This window comes from Thioalkalivibrio sp. K90mix (assembly GCF_000025545.1).
In the GTDB taxonomy this organism is placed as follows: Bacteria; Pseudomonadota; Gammaproteobacteria; order Ectothiorhodospirales; family Ectothiorhodospiraceae; genus Thioalkalivibrio.
Genome location: NC_013889.1, coordinates 367,385 through 386,474, shown reverse-complemented (window position 1 = coordinate 386,474; position 19,090 = coordinate 367,385). Strand labels below are relative to the sequence as shown.

At 66.8% G+C, this 19,090-nt stretch carries 17 protein-coding genes; 1 reads left to right on the top strand and 16 read right to left on the bottom strand.

Annotated elements, in window-relative coordinates; all coding sequences use genetic code 11:
- Nucleotides 1–28: 28 nt before the first annotated feature.
- The 13 genes from TK90_RS01770 to aceE all read right to left on the bottom strand — a co-directional run bounded on the left by TK90_RS01770 (nt 29) and on the right by aceE (nt 15,756).
- The gene (locus tag TK90_RS01770; RefSeq protein WP_012981776.1) at nt 29–976 is read right to left on the bottom strand and encodes an AEC family transporter; all 948 of its coding nucleotides are present in this window, start codon (nt 974–976) and stop codon (nt 29–31) included.
- Between the two features lie 43 nt (nt 977–1,019).
- Entirely contained in the window at nt 1,020–1,403 is a 384-nt protein-coding gene (gene trxA / locus TK90_RS01765) for a thioredoxin (protein WP_012981775.1), read from the bottom strand.
- Between the two features lie 56 nt (nt 1,404–1,459).
- Nucleotides 1,460–2,068, bottom strand: coding sequence for an LON peptidase substrate-binding domain-containing protein (locus tag TK90_RS01760; RefSeq protein WP_012981774.1), 609 nt, complete (start codon nt 2,066–2,068; stop codon nt 1,460–1,462).
- Nucleotides 2,065–2,703, bottom strand: coding sequence for a flavin prenyltransferase UbiX (locus TK90_RS01755; protein WP_012981773.1), 639 nt, complete (start codon nt 2,701–2,703; stop codon nt 2,065–2,067). Before TK90_RS01755 ends, TK90_RS01760 begins: the two co-directional genes overlap by 4 nt.
- Nucleotides 2,700–4,103 (bottom strand): UDP-N-acetylmuramate:L-alanyl-gamma-D-glutamyl-meso-diaminopimelate ligase, encoded by a 1,404-nt coding sequence (gene mpl / locus TK90_RS01750; protein ID WP_012981772.1) that lies wholly within the window; start codon nt 4,101–4,103, stop codon nt 2,700–2,702. Before mpl ends, TK90_RS01755 begins: the two co-directional genes overlap by 4 nt.
- A complete protein-coding gene (locus tag TK90_RS01745) occupies nt 4,100–4,612 on the bottom strand; it encodes a hypothetical protein (protein WP_012981771.1) in 513 nt (170 codons plus the stop codon). Before TK90_RS01745 ends, mpl begins: the two co-directional genes overlap by 4 nt.
- Nucleotides 4,609–5,394, bottom strand: coding sequence for a VacJ family lipoprotein (locus TK90_RS01740; RefSeq protein ID WP_012981770.1), 786 nt, complete (start codon nt 5,392–5,394; stop codon nt 4,609–4,611). Before TK90_RS01740 ends, TK90_RS01745 begins: the two co-directional genes overlap by 4 nt.
- Nucleotides 5,395–5,711: 317 nt before the next feature.
- Nucleotides 5,712–7,715 carry a phosphate/phosphite/phosphonate ABC transporter substrate-binding protein gene (locus TK90_RS01735; RefSeq protein WP_012981769.1) on the bottom strand — a complete coding sequence of 668 codons (2,004 nt, stop codon included), beginning with the start codon at nt 7,713–7,715 and terminating at the stop codon, nt 5,712–5,714.
- A gap of 1 nt (nt 7,716) precedes the next feature.
- On the bottom strand, nt 7,717–8,940 hold the full coding sequence (locus TK90_RS01730; protein ID WP_012981768.1) for an argininosuccinate synthase: 1,224 nt from the start codon (nt 8,938–8,940) through the stop codon (nt 7,717–7,719).
- 58 nt (nt 8,941–8,998) lie between these two features.
- Complete coding sequence (locus TK90_RS01725) at nt 8,999–9,946, bottom strand: OmpA family protein (protein WP_012981767.1); 948 nt, start codon at nt 9,944–9,946, stop codon at nt 8,999–9,001.
- A 6-nt stretch (nt 9,947–9,952) separates the two neighbouring features.
- Nucleotides 9,953–11,737, bottom strand: a complete 1,785-nt coding sequence (gene lpdA, locus TK90_RS01720; RefSeq protein WP_012981766.1) for a dihydrolipoyl dehydrogenase — start codon at nt 11,735–11,737, stop codon at nt 9,953–9,955.
- Between the two features lie 19 nt (nt 11,738–11,756).
- Nucleotides 11,757–13,181: a dihydrolipoyllysine-residue acetyltransferase gene (gene aceF / locus TK90_RS01715; protein ID WP_083767884.1), complete on the bottom strand. Its 1,425-nt coding sequence runs from the start codon at nt 13,179–13,181 to the stop codon at nt 11,757–11,759.
- Complete coding sequence (gene aceE / locus TK90_RS01710; protein ID WP_012981764.1) at nt 13,093–15,756, bottom strand: pyruvate dehydrogenase (acetyl-transferring), homodimeric type; 2,664 nt, start codon at nt 15,754–15,756, stop codon at nt 13,093–13,095. Before aceE ends, aceF begins: the two co-directional genes overlap by 89 nt.
- 274 nt (nt 15,757–16,030) lie before the next feature.
- Here aceE and rnt point away from each other — a divergent pair, with 274 nt between their 5' ends.
- A complete protein-coding gene (gene rnt, locus TK90_RS01705; RefSeq protein ID WP_012981763.1) occupies nt 16,031–16,717 on the top strand; it encodes a ribonuclease T in 687 nt (228 codons plus the stop codon).
- A 235-nt stretch (nt 16,718–16,952) separates the two neighbouring features.
- Here rnt and grxD read toward each other — a convergent pair whose 3' ends face one another.
- The 3 genes from grxD to pth form a co-directional block, all read right to left on the bottom strand.
- Complete coding sequence (gene grxD / locus TK90_RS01700) at nt 16,953–17,282, bottom strand: Grx4 family monothiol glutaredoxin (protein ID WP_012981762.1); 330 nt, start codon at nt 17,280–17,282, stop codon at nt 16,953–16,955.
- 81 nt (nt 17,283–17,363) lie between these two features.
- The gene (ychF, locus tag TK90_RS01695) at nt 17,364–18,458 is read right to left on the bottom strand and encodes a redox-regulated ATPase YchF (RefSeq protein WP_012981761.1); all 1,095 of its coding nucleotides are present in this window, start codon (nt 18,456–18,458) and stop codon (nt 17,364–17,366) included.
- Nucleotides 18,455–19,066 (bottom strand): aminoacyl-tRNA hydrolase, encoded by a 612-nt coding sequence (pth, locus tag TK90_RS01690; RefSeq protein ID WP_012981760.1) that lies wholly within the window; start codon nt 19,064–19,066, stop codon nt 18,455–18,457. The genes ychF and pth overlap by 4 nt, the downstream gene beginning before the upstream one ends.
- Between the last annotated feature and the right edge of the window lie 24 nt (nt 19,067–19,090).

Sequence of the window (19,090 nt, the reverse complement as noted above, 5' to 3'; positions counted from 1 at the left end):
GATCGCCGAGCCCGACCCGCGCGCACTGTCACCCCCCAGGGATCAGATACCCGGCGATGGCGAACCACAGCGGGAGTGTCACCAGCGACAGCGCCGTCGTCAGCGTGACCGCGGCCGCATACAGGCCGGTATCGAGCCGGAAGCGATCACAGAACACGAGCCCCAGGACCATCGCCGGCATCGCCGCCTCGAGCACCGAACCAATCCCGGGCACACCCTCCAGCCCGACCCACCAGACCAGGCCGAGCGCGAACAGCGGTGCGATCAGCAACTGGATGACGGACACCATCACCAGGGGGCGCAGATCGCGGCCGCGGAAACGGTCGAACACCAGCGCCAGCCCCAGCGAGAACAGCATCAGGGGGGCGACCGAGTCAGCCAGGAAGCCGAGCCAGGTATCCAGCCAGGTCACCAGCGGCAGACCGGCCAGGTTCAGCGCCACGCCCAGGACCGCCGCCCAGATCGAGGGGACAGCGACCAGCCCGCGAATGGCCCCGCCGCCGCCATACAGCCGGACCGCCTCCGGGTCCCCGTAACGCCTGGCCAGCAGGATCCCCAGCGTCAGCACCAGGGGCAGGCAGGCGAACAGGTCGTACTGGATCGCCACCGCCCGGCCGGCATCGCCGAACAGACTGTCGAGTACGGGGAGCCCCAGGTAGGTGGCATTCGGCCAGGCCGCGGCCAGCAGCATCGCCCCGACCGCCGCGCGTTCTGCCAGGCAAAGTCGGCAAGCGAGCAGGGTCACAGCCACCATCGCCAGCACGGTCGTGCCGGCCACCAGGGCGATGCGCAGCGAGTCGAGTCCCAGGGGGGCGGTCCACAGCACCTGCAGCACCAGCGCGGGCAGCAGCAGGTAGTAGACCAGGGTGGTGAGCACCCGGCGGGCGGTGTCGGCGTCCAGCCCGCCGGGGCGCAACAGGCGCCAGACGACGCCCGCAACGATGAGCGCCCCCATCTGGGTCATGACCGTCAGCATGGGGGCGCTCGTTTAGGACTATAGGTTTCGCGTCAGAAGGTAATCAGGCCTGGCCAGCCTGCTGCTCCTGCTGCTGGCGTTCGACGTCGGCACGCACCTGGTCCATGTCCAGCTCGCGCACCTTGCCCAGCACCTCGTCCAGTTGCCCGGCGGACAGCACGCCCGGCTGGGAGAAGACAATGATCTGCTCGCGGAAGATCATCAGCGTCGGGATGGAACGGATCTGGAACGCCCCGGCGATCCCCTGTTCCTCGTCGGTGTTCACCTTGGCGAAGACGACGTCGGAATGCTGCTCGGAGGCCGCCTCGAAGGTCGGGGCGAACTGCTGACACGGGCCGCACCAGGGGGCCCAGAAGTCCAGAATGACAATGTTGTTGCCGGTGATCGTGGATTCGAACGTATCCTGCGTGAGTTCCTGAACGGCCATGATGGCGGGCTCCAATGAAAGTGTGTGCGAAACCTTAACAGCCCCGCCGCAGGGTTTCAGGATTTCGATGCCGCGAGCATGGCCGCTCGCAGGCGCTCCAGGCGCTCGATCGGGTCGTCCGCCTCCAGCAGCTGCTGCTTGATCTCGAGATCGATCGGCAGCAGCTCCGTCAGCCGTCCGACCACCCAGGAGGAATCGTCAAAACGACGCTCCAGGTGTGACCAGGGCGTGCCGAGCTGGTCCAGCAGCCGCTCGAGCAGATCCGCCAGTGAGGCATAGTCCACCGGCAGGCTGACATCGGGGCGCTCCTGCAGAGGCTCGACCTCCGCCAGCCAGAGGCCGTCCTCGGCGCGGCGCGGGTTGTGAAGCTGGTGGCGACGCTCGCCCTTGACGAGGATCCCGAGCAGGCCGTCCGGCCGCTGGTCCCAGTCGACGATCGCGACCTCGGTCCCGATCGGGTGGAAGCCGACGGACGGGTCCGTCTCCGCCTCCGGACGAGGCGCACCGGACTCGGTGTCCGGCTCGATCGCGACGATCACGAAGCGGTCATCCTCGCGCAGGCAGCGGCGCACCATGTCGAGATAGCGCGTCTCGAAGATCCGCAGCGGCAGCAGCCCCTCCGGAAACAGCACGGTATTCAGCGGGAACAGTGGCAGAGTTGTCATGCCGGGCCCTCCGGCGGCAACGACGCCTCGCCCCAGCGCGGGCCCAGGGCATGTTCGATGTCCAGATGGTCCAGTACTCGCGCCACCATGAAATCAACCAGATCGTCGATGGATTGCGGCCGATGATAAAAGGCCGGGTTGGCCGGCATGACCACCGCACCCATGCGCGCCAGGCGCAGCATGTTCTCCAGGTGGATCTCGGAGAACGGCGTCTCGCGTACCACCAGCACCAGCCTGCGCCGCTCCTTGAGCACCACATCCGCCGCGCGTTCGATCAGCCCGCGCGAGGCCCCGGTCGCGATGGCCGATACGGTCGCCGTAGTGCAGGGGCAGACCACCATCGCCTCAGGCACCGCCGAGCCGCTGGCCACCGGTGCGGTCCACTGCTCCGGGCCATAGCAGCGGATCTGTCCATCGGCAGCCCCATGACGCTCGGCGAAAAAGCGAGCGATCTCGGCCGGACGCCCGGGTACGTCGAGATCAGTCTCCAGCCCCAGCACCACTTGTGCCGGTTTCGACAGCATCAGATGCACCTGCACCCCCGCCTGTACCAGGCACTCCAGCAGGCGCAGCCCGTAGGGCGCGCCGGAGGCACCGGTCAGGGCCAGGGCGATCGAACGCGGCTTTCCACTCATGCGGGGGTCCCCGAGGGTTCACGTGACTGCAACCCGGCGATCAGGCGCTGGTGCAGGCCATCGAAACCACCATTGCTCATGATGACCAGCGTATCGCCAGGGCGTGCCGTGGCAAGAATCCCCTGCAACAGGGATTCGATATCACGCGCCACGGCCAGCTGTCCGCCGAGCTGTCTCTCCAGGTCGTCGGTGGACCAATCGATATCCGGGGCATGATAGAGGTGCGCCGCGTCCGCGCGCTCCAGGGCCGCCCCCAGGGCCTCGGCATGGATCCCCATGCGCATGGTATTGGAGCGCGGCTCCAGTACGGCAATCAGCCGTCCACCGGGCACGACCCGGCCCCGCAGGCCTTCCAGGGTCAAACGAATCGCGGTCGGGTGATGGGCGAAGTCGTCGATCACGCGGATCCCGTCGATCTCGGCGCGCAGCTCCTGACGCCGGCGCACACCGCGGAAGGCCGGCAGGGCCGCGATCCCCGCGGCCAGCGGTACCCCGGCATGGCGGGCCGCCCCGAGCGCGGCCAGGGCATTGGACAGGTTGTGCTGCCCCGTCATCTCCCAGGCCACCCGGCCCTGGACGACCCCGTTGACCAACACCTCGAACTCCGAGGCATCTTCATTCAGAGGCCGTGCCGCCAGGGCCACCGTATCCCCGGTGTCCGGGTCGGTCGTGATGCGCTCCACCGGCGTCCAGCAGCCCATCTCCAGCACGCGCTCCAGCGCGGCATCGCACGCGGGCAGCAGGATCAGGCCCTGCCCGGGGATGGTTCGGACCAGGTGATGGAACTGACGCTCGATCGCGGCCAGGTCCGGATAGATGTCCGCGTGATCGAACTCGAGATTGTTCAGCACCAGGGTGCGCGGTCGGTAGTGGACGAATTTGGCTCGCTTGTCGAAGAAGGCAGAGTCGTATTCGTCCGCCTCGATCACGAAGAAGGGGGCCTCGCCCATCCGCGCGCTGACACCAAAGTTGCCGGGCACGCCCCCGATCAGGAATCCCGGGCTCAGCCCGGCATGATCCAGGATCCAGGCCAGCAGGCTCGCGGTGGTGGTCTTGCCGTGGGTACCAGCCACCGCCAGCACCCAGCGGTCATGCAGCACATGCTCGGCCAGCCACTGCGGTCCGGAGGTATAGCTCAGACCGCGATCCAGCAGGCTCTCGACAATCGGCATGCCGCGGGTCATCACGTTGCCGACAACCACCGGGCCCTGTTCCGGCAGAGTCGCCGGGTCGTGACCCTCGTGATAGGCAATACCGGCCTGTTCCAGCTGCTCGCTCATCGGCGGGTACAACTTCTGGTCGGAACCGGTCACGCGGTAACCCCGCGCCCGCGCGAGTTGCGCCAAGCCGCCCATGAAGGTTCCGCCGATTCCGAGGATGTGCAGGTGATCCGCGCTCACGACAAAACTCCAAGGGCCGTCTGGGTGACCACGCTGGAGACCACGACATAGCCCAGCGCCATCAGCATCCCGACCAGGCGGCTGCCCAGTTCCAGTGCCTGCTGCAGGATATGGCCGAACACCAGCAGCAACCAGGCCACCAGCGTCAGCAGGGCTAGCAGCGCCCCGGTGGAGACCTCTTCCGGATCGGCCGGGGCATCGATCAGCATCAGCAGCGCCATCAGCAACCCCAGCAGGGCGCCGGTACCGGCCATTGCCGTAAAGGTCTGGCGCCAGCGATCGGGCACGCCGCCCAGACGCAACACCACGACGATGAACAGATAGAGCACGGCCAGGTCGAGTACGTTCAGGATAAGCGCCTGACTCGTGCCGTACATCGGGATGCCCACCGCCATGCCCGTGACCAGGGCGATCCCGAGCCAGAAGATCAGCGTACCGCCGTCGGCGGGAAGATCCTGCGGCCCGCGCCGCAGCCGCAGGATGTCCAGCATGGTCCAGAGGCTGTTCAATCCGTACCCTCCTCGGCCTCCATCGCCTCCAGTGCTTCGAGCTCGTCGAGTTCGTCCAGCATCTCGGTGGCACGTTCGTCCGATGCCCCGCGGACCAGGAAGTCGCGGCGTTGCAGATAGGCCTCACGCAGCGCGATGTAGCGGTCGTCGGATAGCTGCGCCAGCATGCGTTCGGTCGGGATCAGCCCGGCGCGCATATCCACCACGTCCAGCGCCATCAGGCCCACCCACCAGCCGGTGTGATCGCTGCGCAGGTTGGTGTGATAGAGGGGGTTGGTATAGCCGTCCACCAGACGCGCCGGAGCATCACGAGCCGTGCTGGGCCCCAGCAGCGGCAGTTGCAGATAGGGCCCGCGGGCCACACCCCAGGCCCCCAGGGTCTGACCGAAGTCCTGATTGTTCTTCTCGAGCCCCATGGGCGAGGCGACATCGATCAGGCCGAGCAGCCCGAAGGTTGTATTGAACATGATGCGCCCAGTATCGGAGGCGGCATCCTCCAGGTTGCCCTGCAACAGATTGTTGAACAGGACGGTGAAGTCATTGAGGTTGGAGAAGAAGTTGCCCACCCCGGTCTGCACCGGCTGCGGCAGACGCCGGTACTGTACCGCGGTCGGACGCAACAGGGCCTGGTCAAAGTCGTCATTGATCTCGAACACCACCCGGTTATACGACTCCCAAGGGTCGTCCGGATGACGATCCTCGCTGGGTACGCTCGCACAGCCGGCAAGCCCCAGTACCATCAGGGCCGCGAGCCCTATGCGCAAATGGGAGAAAACAGACATACGATTCCTTTTTCGTCGCGCCCGACCCAGGGAAACACTGATGAATGTACACGCTCGCGCTCGAGTCGCTTTTGCGTGCGAACAAGGCGCGGTGACTGCCGTGCAGTCATTCTGCACAAGGGAGCCGCAACGCCGTGCGCGCGCAAAAGCGGCCGAGCCCCTGCTTTCAATGGTTTGCGGGGTTGGCACCCCAGGTTCCCCAATCCTGCGTTGCGCCGCTTACGGGTAGAACCACTACCCGCCGCACGACGCGCCTTGTCTCGGAAAACCTGGGGTGCCAACGCGAGTGTGTACATTAATCAGTGTTTCCCTAGGCGTCAGGAACCGGTAATGGGGTGAATATCCGCCTTGCGCGCCACGCCAACCTGGCCGCGGCCCTCGCTCTTGGCGCTGTAGCAGGCCCGATCGGCCGCCACGAAGGCCGCATCCACGCCGGCCAGGCCCGCGCCCAGCTGCACCACGCCCACGGAAGCCCCAATGGTGACGTCCCGCGCCTCCACCTGCAACGGGCGGTCCCCCAGGGCACTGCAGATCCTCTGGCCGAGGATGCGGGCCTGTTCGGCGTCAGTATCAAAGGCCACGACGGCGAACTCGTCGCCGCCGATCCGGGCCACGGCATCGCGCGACCGCGTCAGCTGCCGCAGGATCGTCCCCACGCGGCGCAACAACTCGTCACCAACCTGATGCCCGTGACGATCATTGACCGCCTTGAAGTAATCCAGATCCACCAGTACCAGGCTCGCTACCGACGAGTATTCACGGGCATTGTCCATCGCGCGCTGCATCTCGCGCTCGAATGCGCGCCGGTTCAACAAACCGGTGAGCGGATCGTGACTCGCTTCATGCACCAGCCGATCCACCAGCTCGCGCTCCTCGGAGATATCGGCCAGCACCAGCAGGGTGCGCACCGAACTGCCCGCCACCGGGTCCAGCGCCGTGCGGTCGATACGCACGATCCGCTCCTGGCCGCTCGGGGTCACCAGCCGGGCCTCGGTATGCTCCCCCAGATTTGCGGCGAGTGGCTCGGATCGCTCTGCACCCAGCGGCCGATCCGTCCCCATCTCGCGCAGGTCCAGGACCTGCTCCAGGGTGCAACCCAGTGCCTGCAGGCGGACCAGCCCCGCCATCTGCTCGGCCGCAGGGTTCATGTAGACGATCCCGCCACGGGCGTCCAGCGTGATCACCGCATTCGGGATCGCACACATCGCCCGGCGCAAGTTGTGCCCGGCGATGCGCATGCGGGCATGCACTCGCAGCACATACAGGAGAATCGCCGCGATGCCTGCCGCCAGGACAGCGAGCAGCACCGCCAGGTTGTCGCGCGCCCATCGCAGCACGGCGAACGGCTCGGGGGCGTAAAGCCCCACGCCCAGGTCGTACATCAGGCCCTGCACATCCTCGTAGGAACGCGGCGCGGACCAGCCCGCAATCCCGGCCGCCTGGCTCACCGGGTGCTCGGCATCCAGCGCCAAAATGGCGCGCAGCACGGCCTGCGCGATCTCGGCATCGAGATCGCCGCGCATTGCCAGCGGCCACTCCGGGTACAGGCGGGTGGAGGTTCGGTAGGGGAAGCGGGGCACGGCCCGCTCGCCGATCAGGCGCACTTGTTCGACCCGTGGGTCGCCCTGCTCACGCAGATCTTCGAGGATCCCGGTGCGAAAGGTCGCGGCATCCACCTCGCCCGCCAACAACAGATCCAGTCCCCGGGAGACCGGGAAGCCCGTGAATACCACGCGATCCAGATCGTCCTCGACATCCAGCCCGGCCGCCTGCAGTTCGCGCCAGGCCATCCACCAACCGCCGAAGGCGTCGGGGTGGACCGCGGAGATCCGCTGCCCGACCAGGTCACCGAGCTCGACCAGGTCCACACGGCCCTCGCGCGCGACGATCACGGCGCCAAAGCGGTCTTCCTCGCGTCCAACTTCGGCCGGGAGCATGGTCGCGATACGGGAGATACCATGACGCTGCTCCAGCATCACATAGGAGCCGGGGTTGGTCAGCACCAGATCGAAGCGGTCCTCGGCCGCCCCTGCTTGCAGGGCATCGTTGTCGACCGGCAACAGGCGGACCTGAATGCCCTCCAGCGTCTGCTCCAGGTACTCGGCGAAAGGCGTCCACTGCTCGCGCGCGGCATCCTCGCCCCGGTGCGCGAGCACCGCGAAGATCAACTCGCGCTCGGCCGCCTCGGCCTTCGCACCCGCAGGCGTTGCCAGCAGCGCGCCAAAGAACAGCCCCCACAGCAGAACGACACCCCCGAGACCGCCCCTGCCGAACCAGGACAGGCAGCCTGGCGATCGCCGGAAGTACGCACGCGGGCTCATCTCATATGGGCTTCCGATTGCGGCTGGCGGCGATGCGCAGACGCAGTGCGTTCAGGCGAATGAAGCCCTCGGCATCCTTCTGGTCGTAGGCGCCGGCATCGTCTTCGAAGGTGGCGATCGCGTTGTCGAACAGGGTGTCCTCGGAGCGGCGGCCGGCGACGATCACGTTGCCCTTGTACAGGCGCAGGCGCACCTCGCCGTTGACCACGCCCTGGGTGTCATCGATCGCGGCCTGCAGCATGCGCCGCTCCGGGCTCCACCAGTAGCCGTTGTAGATCAGGCTGGCGTAGCGCGGCATCAGCTCGTCCTTCAGGTGCGCGGCCTCGCGGTCCAGGGTGATCGACTCCAGCGCGCGGCGCGCCTTGAGCAGGATGGTGCCGCCCGGGGTCTCGTAGCAGCCGCGCGACTTCATGCCGACATAGCGATTCTCGACGATGTCCAGACGCCCCACGCCGTGGGCCCCGCCGCGCTCGTTGAGTTTCGCGAGCAGCTCTGCGGCGCTCATGCGCTCGCCGTTGATCGAGACCGGGTCGCCCTTCTCGAAGCCGATGGTCAGCGTCTCCGACTCGTCCGGCGCCGCCTCCGGGGAGACCGACCAGCGCCACATGTCGTCCTCGGCCTCGGTCCACGGGTCTTCCAGCGGGCCGCCCTCGTAGGAGATGTGCAGCAGGTTGGCATCCATCGAGTACGGCGACTTGGTGCCCTGCTTCTTGTAGTCCACCGGGATGTTGTGCTGCTCGGCGTAGGCCATCAGGCGCTCGCGCGAATTCAGATCCCATTCGCGCCAGGGCGCGATCACCCGGATCCCCGGCTTCAGCGCATAGGCGCCGAGTTCGAAGCGCACCTGGTCGTTGCCCTTGCCGGTCGCGCCGTGGGCAATGGCGTCGGCGCCGGTCTCCTCGGCGATCTCCACCATGCGGCGCGCGATCAGCGGCCGCGCGATCGAGGTACCCAGCAGGTATTCGCCCTCGTAGATCGTGTTCGCACGGAACATCGGGAACACGTAGTCGCGCACGAAGGTCTCGCGCAGGTCTTCGATGTAGATCTGCTTGACTCCCAGGGCTTCGGCCTTGGCGCGGGCCGGCTCGACCTCCTCGCCCTGGCCCAGATCGGCGGTGAAGGTGATCACCTCGCAGCCGTACTGATCCTCCAGCCATTTGAGGATCACGGAGGTATCCAGGCCACCGGAATAGGCCAGCACGACACGGGAAATCTTCGAACTCATGGGAATACCAATCCTTCTTTCTTCTTGAGAGTTATAGTCGGTTTTGTGACGGGCTTCACTACCAGCCCGCGGAGCCTGGCACGCCGGGGGCCGACTCCGGCACCGCCTGCGGCTCGGTCTCGGTAGCGGTTTCCGCAACGGAAGATGGCCCGGCTGCGGCATCTGCCCCGCCCAGCCACCAGATATCCACCCGGCGCGAACCCTCGCGCTCGCCGTCCGCCTCCGGGTCGACGCCACCGGCCTCGACCGTCAATCCATCACCCGGCACACCCGCCTCCACCAGCGCCGCGCGTACGGCCTCTGCGCGCTGGCGGCTCAGACGCTCGTTCAGCTCGCGCGGGCCCTCGGCGTCGGTCAGCCCGACCAGGCGCACCCGCGGGCGTTCTACGGTGCGCAGGGTCTCGGCCGCACGGGCGACGGTCTCGCGCCCCCTGGAATCCAGTTCGCGGCTCCCGGTTGCGAAGTACACCGACCAGCGATCCAGCGCCCCGACATCCGGCCCTTCTGCCCCGGTGTAGCAGGCCTCGAAGGCCTCGGCGCGCTGGGCAAAACGGATGCCGCGAAAATGCACCGCGTCCTCGGCACCGGGGAAATCGATCCGCACGTCGTGGCCCACCAGAAGGCGGGCCTTGAGCGCCTGAACCTGTGCGTCCGGAACCCGGAAGCGATCCGGCCTTTCGGCGCGCATTTCGAGATCCAGGGGCGACTTCGGACTCGCCCCCAGCCACTCCGGGGCACCGGTGCGCAATCGCGCCGTGGCGCCCTCGGGCATTGCGTAGGGTGCATGCCAGAAGGCGCGAAGGGCCAGGCCTGGCTGAGTCTCGAAGCGCAGCGTACCGCCGTGACGAACGCCCTGCTCGATGCGGCAGGCATCGTCCAGCTCGATTACCTGCCAGTCGCTGCGCTCCAGCGATTCCCGGTGGGGGACCACCCCCGCCTGGGCCACTCCGTGCGTCAGCCACAGCCCCCCGACGAACAGGGGAAGAACATGGCGCAGCACGGACATGCGGTACTAGCGCTTCTTTGGAGGCAGGATATCGGTGATCGAGCCGTGCGCGACCTCGGCGGCGAAGGCCACCGTCTCGCTGAGGGTCGGGTGCGGATGCACGGTCAGGCCGATATCTTCCATCTCGGCGCCCATCTCCAGCGCCAGCATGGCCTCGCCGATCAGGTCGCCGGCGGACGGGCCCACGATGCCGGCCCCGATCACGCGCCCATCGGCATCGAACAGCAGCTTGGTCATGCCGTCCTCGGCGCCCAGCGCGATCGCGCGGCCGGAGGCGGCCCAGGGGAACACACCCTTGGTGTACTCGATGCCGTCGGCCTTGGCCTGCTCCTCGGTCACGCCCATCCAGGCGACTTCCGGGTGGGTGTAGGCCACCGACGGGATCGCGCGGGCGTCGAAGTGCACCTTGTGCCCGGCGATCACCTCGGCCGCCACCTTGCCCTCGTGGGTCGCCTTGTGCGCCAGCATCGGCTGGCCGACCACGTCGCCGATGGCGAAGATGTGCTCGACGTTGGTGCGCTGCTGGCTGTCGACCTCGATGAAGCCGCGCTCGCTCACCTGCACGCCCGCCGCCTCAGCGTTGATCTTCGCGCCGTTCGGGCTGCGCCCCACGGCGACCAGCACGCGGTCGAAAGTATCATCTTCCGGCAGGCCCTTGGCCTCGCCCTCGAACTGGCAGACGATCCCGGCCTTGGTGGCCTTGGCCTCGGTCACCTTGCTCTTGAGAAAGATGTTCTCGAAGCGCTTCTTCGCGCGCTTCTCGAACGGGCGCACGATGTCGCGGTCCGCGCCCGGCATCAGAGTGTCGGACAGCTCGACCACAGTCACCTTGGTGCCCAGCGCCTCGTACACGCAGGCCATCTCCAGGCCGATGATGCCGCCGCCGACCACCAGCATGCGTTCCGGGATCTCCGCGAGATCCAGGGCATCGGTGGAGTCCATCACCCGCTCGTCGTCCCAGGGGAAGCCGGGCAGCTTGATCGCCTGTGAACCGACCGCGATGATCGCGTGCTCGAAGCCGATCACCTCGCGGCCGCCATCGCCCTCGACCGCGATGCTGTTGGCACCGACAAACTCGCCCGCGCCCTGTACCACGCGCACCTTGCGCTGCTTGCACAGCTGCTTGAGCCCGCCGGTCAGCTTCTTGACCGCGTTGCCCTTGTAGCCGCGCAGCCCGTCCAGGTCGATCTCCGGCTCGCCGAACTTGATGCCCAGCGCGGCGAAACGCTCGGCCTCGTGCAGCACCTCGCCAGCGTGCAGCAGCGCCTTGGACGGGATACAGCCAACGTTCAGGCAGACCCCACCGATCTGCGGGTAGCGCTCGACCATCACCACGTCCAGCCCAAGGTCCGCCGCGCGAAAGGCGGCGGTGTAACCGCCGGGGCCGGAGCCCAACACCAGCACCTGGCACTGGCTGTCGGTGTTCGGGTCGGCGGCCGCCTTGGGGGCCGCCGCCTTTTTCGACTCACTCGCGGCGCCGGACTCCGCCTTCGCGGATTCGGCCTTTTCGCCGCCGGACGCCGGCGCATCCTCGCCGCCCGCGGCCTCACCACTGGCCTCGAGATCCAGGAGCTTGCTGCCCTTGGACACCTTGTCTCCGACCTTCACATGCAGCTTCTTCACCGTGCCGGCCTCGGGGGCAGGCACGTCGATGGTCGCCTTGTCCGACTCCAGCGTAATCAGCGGGTCTTCCGGCGCGATCTCGCTGCCCGGCTGTACCAGGACCTCGATGATCTCGACGTCCTTGAAATCCCCGATATCCGGGACCTCGATGGTCTTCGTCTGGCTCATCCAGTCACTCCGGTTGCGATTACAAAAGCATGCGGCGCATGTCGGACAGCAATGCGCTCAGCGTGGTGGCGAAGCGGGCGCCCAGGGCACCGTCAATCACCCGGTGATCGTACGACAGCGCCAGCGGCAGGATCAGGCGCGGCTCGAACTCCTGGCCATTCCAGACCGGCTTCATGCTGGAGCGCGACACGCCGAGGATCGCGACCTCGGGGGCGTTCACGATCGGGGTGAACTGGGTGCCACCGATCCCGCCGAGGCTGGAGATGGTCAGGCAGCCGCCCTGCATGTCCGCGGGCTTGAGCTTCTTGTCGCGGGCGCGCTGGGACAGGTCCATCAGCTCGGAGGCGATGTCCACCAGGCTCTTGCGGTCGACGTCGCGCACCACCGGGACGACCAGACCGTCCGGCGTATCCACGGCGATGCCGAGGTTGTAGTACTGCTTGATGATCAGGTTCTCGCCGGTGGCATCCAGCGAGGCGTTGAAGCGCGGATACTGCTTGAGCGCGGAGACCACGGCCTTCATCAGGAACGGCAGGAAGGTGACCTTCACGCCCTTCTTCTCGTACTCGGCCTTCAGCGACTTGCGGAAATCCTCGAGTTCGGTGATGTCAGCCTCGTCGAACTGCGTCACGTGCGGGACAGTGACCCAGTTGCGGTGCAGGTTCTTGCCGGTGAGCTTGTTAATCTTCGACAACGGCTGGGTCTCGACCGGGCCGAACTCGGAGAAGTCGATCTCCGGCATCGGCTCCACGCCCAGGCCACCGCCGGCGCCCTGGCTCAACGCACGCTTGACGAAGCCCTGCACGTCCTCGCGCAGGATGCGCCCCTTGCGTCCGGAACCCTCGACCTTGGCCAGGTCCACGCCCAGCTCGCGCGCGAACTTGCGCACCACCGGCGAGGCATGCGCCTTGCGGAAGGCCGACTCGTCACGGATGTGCTCGGTGGGCGACGGCCGCGGGTCGGCCCGGTCGGCGGCTTTCGGCGCCTCGGACGGTTTCTGCTCCTCGGCCTCGGGGGCCGGTTCGGCCGGCGCTTCCTCCTTCGGCGCTTCCTCCTTGCCGGAGGCCTCCTCGGCGGCGCCCTCGTCGGAGGGCTCCAGTTCCAGGATCGGGTCGCCCTCGTTAACGCGGTCGCCAGCCTTCACCTTCAGCGTCTTCACCGTGCCACCCTGCGGGGCGGGGATCTCGATGGAGGCCTTGTCGGATTCCAGCGTGATCAGCGGGTCCTCGGGGGAAACGGTGTCCCCCGGGCTGACGATGACCTCGATGATCTCGACGTCCTTGAAGTCGCCGATATCCGGGACGTGCACAGTAGTCGTGTTGCTCATGTCTGCTCCTGCCTCGGGTCCGGCGGCCTCAGGCCTGCAACGGGTTGGGCCGTTCGACGTCGATCTTGTACATCTTGATCGCGTCGGCCACGGTCTTGACCTCGACGGTCCCGGCATCGGCCAGGGCCTTCAGGGCCGTGACCGCGATGTGGTAGCGATCCACCTCGAAGTGGCGGCGCAGCGCGGCACGGGTATCCGAGCGGCCGAAGCCGTCAGTGCCCAGCACGCGGTAGTCGGCCGGCACAAAGGCACGGATCTGGTCGGCATAGGCCTGCACATAGTCAGTCGCGGCGACCACCGGCGCATCCGAACCGCCCAGGCATTCCTCCACCCAGGACGTGCGTGGCTTGGCCTCCGGATGCAGGCGCGCATGGCGCTCGGCATCACGGCCGTCGCGTGCCAGTTCGTTGAAGCTGGTCGCGCTCCAGACCTCGGCGGCCACGCCGAAGTCCTGGTCCAGCAGTTCGGCGGCGGCCATGGCCTCGCGCAGGATGGTGCCGGAACCCAGCAGGCGCACCTTCTTTTTCTTGCGGCCGCCGGCCTGCAGACGGTACAGCCCGCGACGGATGCCTTCCTCGGCGCCCTTCGGCATGGCCGGCTGCGGGTAGTTCTCGTTCATCACGGTGATGTAGTAGAAGACGCTTTGCTGCTCCGCGTACATACGGCGCATGCCGTCCTGCACGATCACCGCCAGCTCATAGGCGAAGGTCGGGTCGTAGGCGATGCAGTTGGGCACGTTGGCGGCCATCATCAGGCTGTGGCCGTCGTCGTGCTGCAGGCCCTCGCCGGCCAGCGTGGTACGCCCGGCCGTCGCCCCCATCAGGAAGCCGCGGGCACGCATGTCGCCGGCGGCCCAGATCAGGTCGCCGATACGCTGGAAGCCGAACATCGAATAGAAGATGTAGAACGGCACCATCGCCACGCCATGCGTGGAATAGGACGTGGCCGCCGCGATCCAGGAGGACATGGAGCCGGCCTCGTTGATCCCCTCTTCCAGGATCTGGCCCTTCTTGTCCTCCTTGTAATACATCACCTGGTCCTTGTCCTGCGGCTCGTAGAGCTGGCCGACCGAGGAGTAGATCCCCAGCTGGCGGAACAGCCCTTCCATGCCGAAGGTACGCGCCTCGTCGGGCACGATCGGGACGATGTTCTTGCCGATCTTCTTGTCGCGCGCGAGCAGGGTCAGCAGGCGCACGAAGGCCATGGTGGTGGACATCTCGCGCTCGCCGGAGGCCTCCAGCAGACCGTTGAAGGCGTCCAGCCCCGGGATCTCCAGCGGGGTGGCCAGCGGGCGACGCACCGGCAGGTAGCCACCGAGGTCCTTGCGCCGCTCGTGCATGTACTTCATTTCTTCGGAGTCGGGGTCCGGCTTGATGTACTCGGCCTTCTCCACCTGCTCGTCGGAGAGCGGGATGTTGAAGCGGTCGCGGAACTGCTTCATGTCGTCCGCGTCCATCTTCTTCTGGCTGTGGGTGCGGTTCTGCGCCTCGCCCGCCGATCCCATGCCGTAGCCCTTCACGGTGTGCGCGAGGATCACGGTCGGCTGGCCCTTGTGCTCGGCCGCCGCCTTGTAGGCCGCATAGACCTTGACCGGATCATGGCCGCCGCGGTTGAGGCGCCAGATGTCCTCGTCGGACATGTTGGCCACCATGCGCTTGAGCTCGGGGTACTTGCCGAAGAAGTGCTCGCGCACGTAGGCGCCGTCGCGCGACTTGTAGTTCTGGTAGTCGCCGTCGACCGCCTCCATCATGCGTTTCTGCAGCAGCCCGTCGGTGTCCTTGGCCAGCAGCGGGTCCCAGTAGCGCCCCCACAGCACCTTGACCACGTTCCAGCCGGCGCCGCGGAAGATCGCCTCCAGCTCCTGGACGATCTTGCCGTTGCCGCGCACCGGACCGTCCAGACGCTGCAGGTTGCAGTTCACCACCCAGGTCAGGTTGTCCAGCTTCTCGCGCGAGGCCAGCGTGATCGCGCCCAGGGTCTCCGGCTCGTCCACCTCGCCGTCGCCGACAAAGCTCCAGACGCGACGGTTCTCGGTCTGCGCCAGGCCGCGATCCTGCAGATAGCGCATGAAGCGCGCCTGGTAGATGCTCATGATCGGGCCCAGGCCCATGGACACGGTCGGGAACTGCCAGAAGTCCGGCATCAGCCACGGGTGCGGATAGGACGAAAGCCCCTTGCCATCCACCTCGCGGCGGAAGTGGTCCAGCTGCTCCTCGGTCAGGCGACCTTCCATGAACGCGCGGGCGTAGATCCCCGGCGAGGAGTGCCCCTGGGCAAACAGCAGGTCGCCACCATGATCGTGCGACGGGGCATGCCAGAAGTGGTTGAAGCCGACGTCATAGAGCGTCGCGGCGGATGCAAAGGTCGCGATATGCCCGCCCAGCTCGGCCGAGACGCGGTTGGCCTTGACCACCATCGCCATCGCGTTCCAGCGGATATAGGAACGGATGCGGTGCTCCACCGCGCCGTCGCCCGGATACTCGGGCTCCAGGTGCGTGGGGATGGTGTTCACGTAGGCGGTATTGGCCGAATACGGGAGGTAGGCCCCGCTGCGGCGCGCCTTGTCGACCAGACGTTCCAGCAGGGCGTGCGCCCGTTCGGGGCCGTCGGTCTCCAGCACGGAGGCCAGGGCGTCAATCCACTCCTGGGTCTCCTGCGGGTCGATATCGTGTTCGGTCGCGTTCGGGTCCATGCGTCTACCCCTGAAAACGGGTTGGGAATCAGGATGCCATCACGGCTCCAGGCCACCGGGCGGGCGGGCATTTGCTACCATGCGCCGGTGTTGGGCGGGCATAAAAGGCGCAAGTATCCCGACTGTGCCGCCAACAGGTCAAGCGAAAGCCGCCTATGGCGCCGATCTTCGGGGAAATCTGCGGTAAAAGCCGCAAACATCAAGAAAGCCCGCCCTTGTGCCGCCAACACCCGCGAATACCGCCCGCCGCCCCCATTCAGGACCGAGTACACCGATGGCCGAACCCGTCCAGCTGGACCCGCAGCACCGCCCCATGGCAAACCGATTTCGCGGCTTTCTGCCCGTCGTCGTGGATGTCGAGACCGGGGGCTTCGATTGCCGCCGCCACGCCCTGTTGCAGGTGGCGGCCGTATTCCTGCGCCGCGACGAAAACGACCACCTGGTGCGCGACCGCACCGTCAGCCTGCATGTGCGTCCCTATGAAGGGTCGGAGATGGATCCGAAGTCGCTGGAGGTGAACGGGATCGACCCCTACCACCCGCTGCGCGCGGCCTACCCCGAAGATCAGGCCATGGGCCGGCTGTTCAGCGAGGTCCGGCGGGAGGTAAAGATCAACCACTGCAAGCGGGCGATCCTGGTCGGGCACAATGCCCACTTCGATCTCGGCTTCGTGCATACCGCCGCCGAGCGCTGCGGGATCAAGCGCAACCCGTTCCACCCATTTTCCAGCCTGGACACCGTGTCCCTGGCCGCATTGGCGTTCGGCCAGACGGTCCTGGCACGGGCGGCCGATGCCGCAGGGCTCGGATGGGATGCGGAGGCCGCCCACAGCGCGGCCTTCGATGCGGAAAAGACGGCGGACATCTTCTGCCAGATCGCGAACCGCTGGCAGGACGGGGTCGGAGTGCCGCAGAACGCCCTGCGCCTGCCCGACCCGGAAGAGCTGCCGCCGGGGAGCTGACGGAAACACTCGCCCCGCGACCATCCCTGAAGATCGCCACGGCGCTGCGCACCTCGCGATGACACAGCCCCAACCCCGTCATTGCGAATCCCGAACGGGGCGAAGCAATCTCGCAACGCTGGCACGACAGCGGGATCCGGTGGTTGCATCAGGGGGTCGCAACGGCCCCTTGCGGGGCCTCGCGATGACGGTTTTAGGGTGTGTGGCAGCCCTTCGGGCTGCCACACCGCGTGCTTTAACTCGCGGCGCGCTTGGCGTGGGCCTCGTCGACCGCCTTTTTCAGTTCGCCGCTTTCGAACATCTCGAGGGTGATGTCGCAGCCACCGATCAGTTCGCCATCCACATAGACCTGCGGGAAAGTCGGCCAGTCGGCGAAGCGCGGCAGGTTCTGCATGACTTCCTGATCCGCGATCACGTTCACGTAGGCAAACTCCTGCTCGCAGCGCTTGAGCGCTTCGACCGCGCGGCTGGAGAACCCGCACATCGGGAACTGCGGCGTGCCCTTCATGAAGATCACCACCGGATTGTCTTCCACCTGCTGGCGGATGCGGTCCATTACGTCCATCGAAGTACTCCCAAAGATTCGGTGCAAAACAGGGCGGGCACCAGCGGCACCGCGCCCGATCATCAATTCGCAGTGTAATGCTCAGACATTGAAGCGGAAATGTACCACGTCACCTTCGTGCATTAGGTATTCCTTACCCTCCAGGCGCCATTTCCCGGCGTCCTTCGCACCCTGCTCGCCATTGTTCGCGACGAAGTCGTCATAGCCCACCACTTCGGCTCGGATGAAGCCGCGCTCGAAATCGGTGTGGATGACGCCCGCGGCCTGCGGCGCGGTGGAACCCCGACGTACGGTCCAGGCGCGGACCTCTTTCTCGCCGGCGGTAAAGAAGGTCTGCAGGTCCAGCAGCCGGTAAGCGGTACGGATTACCCGATCCAATCCTGGCTCCTCAAGCCCCAGATCGGCCAGGAATTCGACCCGTTCCTCTGGGTCCAGCACGGCGATCTCCGCCTCGATGGCTGCACAGACGCTGACCACCTCGGCGCCCTCCTCGGCCGCCTTGGCCTGCACCGCCTCGACCATCGCGTTGCCGCCGGCCAGCGAAGCCTCGTCGACGTTGGCGATATACATTAACGGCTTGATCGTCAGCAGGTGCAGATCATAGAGCAGGCGCCGCTCGTCCTCGTCCAGATCCTGGGCCCGCGCCGGGACCCCCTGATCCAGGCCGGCCGCGACCTTCTCGGCTGCCTTCAGCTGCGCGATGGCCGTCTTGTCCTGCGACTTCGCCGCGCGCGCCAGGCGGGTCAGCGCCTTGTTGGCGGTTTCGAGGTCCGCCAGCATCAACTCGGTGCTGATGGTCTCGATATCGGCCAGCGGATCGACCTTGCCGGCCACATGCACGATGTCGTCGTCCTCGAAACAGCGCACCACCTGGGCGATCGCATCCGTCTCGCGGATATGGGCCAGGAACTGGTTACCCAGCCCCTCGCCCTGCGCGGCACCGGCCACCAGACCGGCGATGTCGACGAACTCCACCGTCGTGGCCAGCGTACGCTCGGGCTTCACGATCTCGGTGAGTCGCGCCAGGCGCGGATCCGGCACCTCCACCACTCCCACGTTCGGGTCGATGGTGCAGAACGGGTAGTTCTCCGCGGCGATCTCTGCGCGGGTCAGGGCATTGAACAGGGTCGACTTGCCGACATTCGGCAGGCCGACGATCCCGCACTTCAGGCTCATCGGGTTTCCTCGGATGTTGCGTGGGCCGCCTTCGACCCGCCGCCATGCAGATTGCGTACAGCCTCGTCCCAGCGCCCGGCAATCAGCGCCGGCACCTGGTCCAGCGCGGCATCGATGGCATCCTCGATCGCACGCGCATCGTCCCGACCGGGACGGTCCAGCACGAACGGGACGACGTCGTCGCGGTGCCCGGGGTGACCGATACCCAGACGCAGACGCGCATAGTTTGGCCCGCCCATATGGCGATGCAGGTCGCGCAGACCATTGTGACCGCCATGCCCGCCGCCCATCTTCAGGCGCGCGACACCGGGGTCCAGGTCGAGCTCGTCATGCACCACGAGAATCTCTTCCGGCGCAATACGATAGAAATCCGCGCACTTGCGCACCGGGAGACCACTCTTGTTCATGAAGCTCATGGGCTTGAGCAGCCAGCAGTCGCCCTCGGGCAGGGTCAGCCGCGCCCCTTCGCCATCGAAGCGGCTCTCGCTACGGAACTCGGTGGAATAGCGCCGAGCCAGGGCATCCACAAACCAGAAGCCCGCGTTATGCCGGGTCTCGGCATAACGCGGGCCCGGATTGCCCAGCCCGACGATCAGGCGAATCGCCATGGGTCAGAAGGGCTCAGGAATGGC

Excerpts from the sequence above, each read along its gene's own strand:
- TK90_RS01770 (WP_012981776.1), bottom strand. The coding sequence starts at position 976 with ATGCTGACGGTCATGACCCAGATGGGGGCGCTCATCGTTGCGGGCGTC.
- trxA (WP_012981775.1), bottom strand. The coding sequence starts at position 1,403 with ATGGCCGTTCAGGAACTCACGCAGGATACGTTCGAATCCACGATCACC.
- TK90_RS01760 (WP_012981774.1), bottom strand. The coding sequence starts at position 2,068 with ATGACAACTCTGCCACTGTTCCCGCTGAATACCGTGCTGTTTCCGGAG.
- TK90_RS01755 (WP_012981773.1), bottom strand. The coding sequence starts at position 2,703 with ATGAGTGGAAAGCCGCGTTCGATCGCCCTGGCCCTGACCGGTGCCTCC.
- TK90_RS01740 (WP_012981770.1), bottom strand. The coding sequence starts at position 5,394 with ATGTCTGTTTTCTCCCATTTGCGCATAGGGCTCGCGGCCCTGATGGTA.
- TK90_RS01735 (WP_012981769.1), bottom strand. The coding sequence starts at position 7,715 with ATGAGCCCGCGTGCGTACTTCCGGCGATCGCCAGGCTGCCTGTCCTGG.
- TK90_RS01730 (WP_012981768.1), bottom strand. The coding sequence starts at position 8,940 with ATGAGTTCGAAGATTTCCCGTGTCGTGCTGGCCTATTCCGGTGGCCTG.
- TK90_RS01725 (WP_012981767.1), bottom strand. The coding sequence starts at position 9,946 with ATGTCCGTGCTGCGCCATGTTCTTCCCCTGTTCGTCGGGGGGCTGTGG.
- lpdA (WP_012981766.1), bottom strand. The coding sequence starts at position 11,737 with ATGAGCCAGACGAAGACCATCGAGGTCCCGGATATCGGGGATTTCAAG.
- aceF (WP_083767884.1), bottom strand. The coding sequence starts at position 13,181 with ATGCCGGGACCGTCGAGGTCAAGACCGTGGCCGACGCGATCAAGATGT.
- aceE (WP_012981764.1), bottom strand. The coding sequence starts at position 15,756 with ATGGACCCGAACGCGACCGAACACGATATCGACCCGCAGGAGACCCAG.
- rnt (WP_012981763.1), top strand. The coding sequence starts at position 16,031 with ATGGCCGAACCCGTCCAGCTGGACCCGCAGCACCGCCCCATGGCAAAC.
- grxD (WP_012981762.1), bottom strand. The coding sequence starts at position 17,282 with ATGGACGTAATGGACCGCATCCGCCAGCAGGTGGAAGACAATCCGGTG.
- ychF (WP_012981761.1), bottom strand. The coding sequence starts at position 18,458 with ATGAGCCTGAAGTGCGGGATCGTCGGCCTGCCGAATGTCGGCAAGTCG.
- pth (WP_012981760.1), bottom strand. The coding sequence starts at position 19,066 with ATGGCGATTCGCCTGATCGTCGGGCTGGGCAATCCGGGCCCGCGTTAT.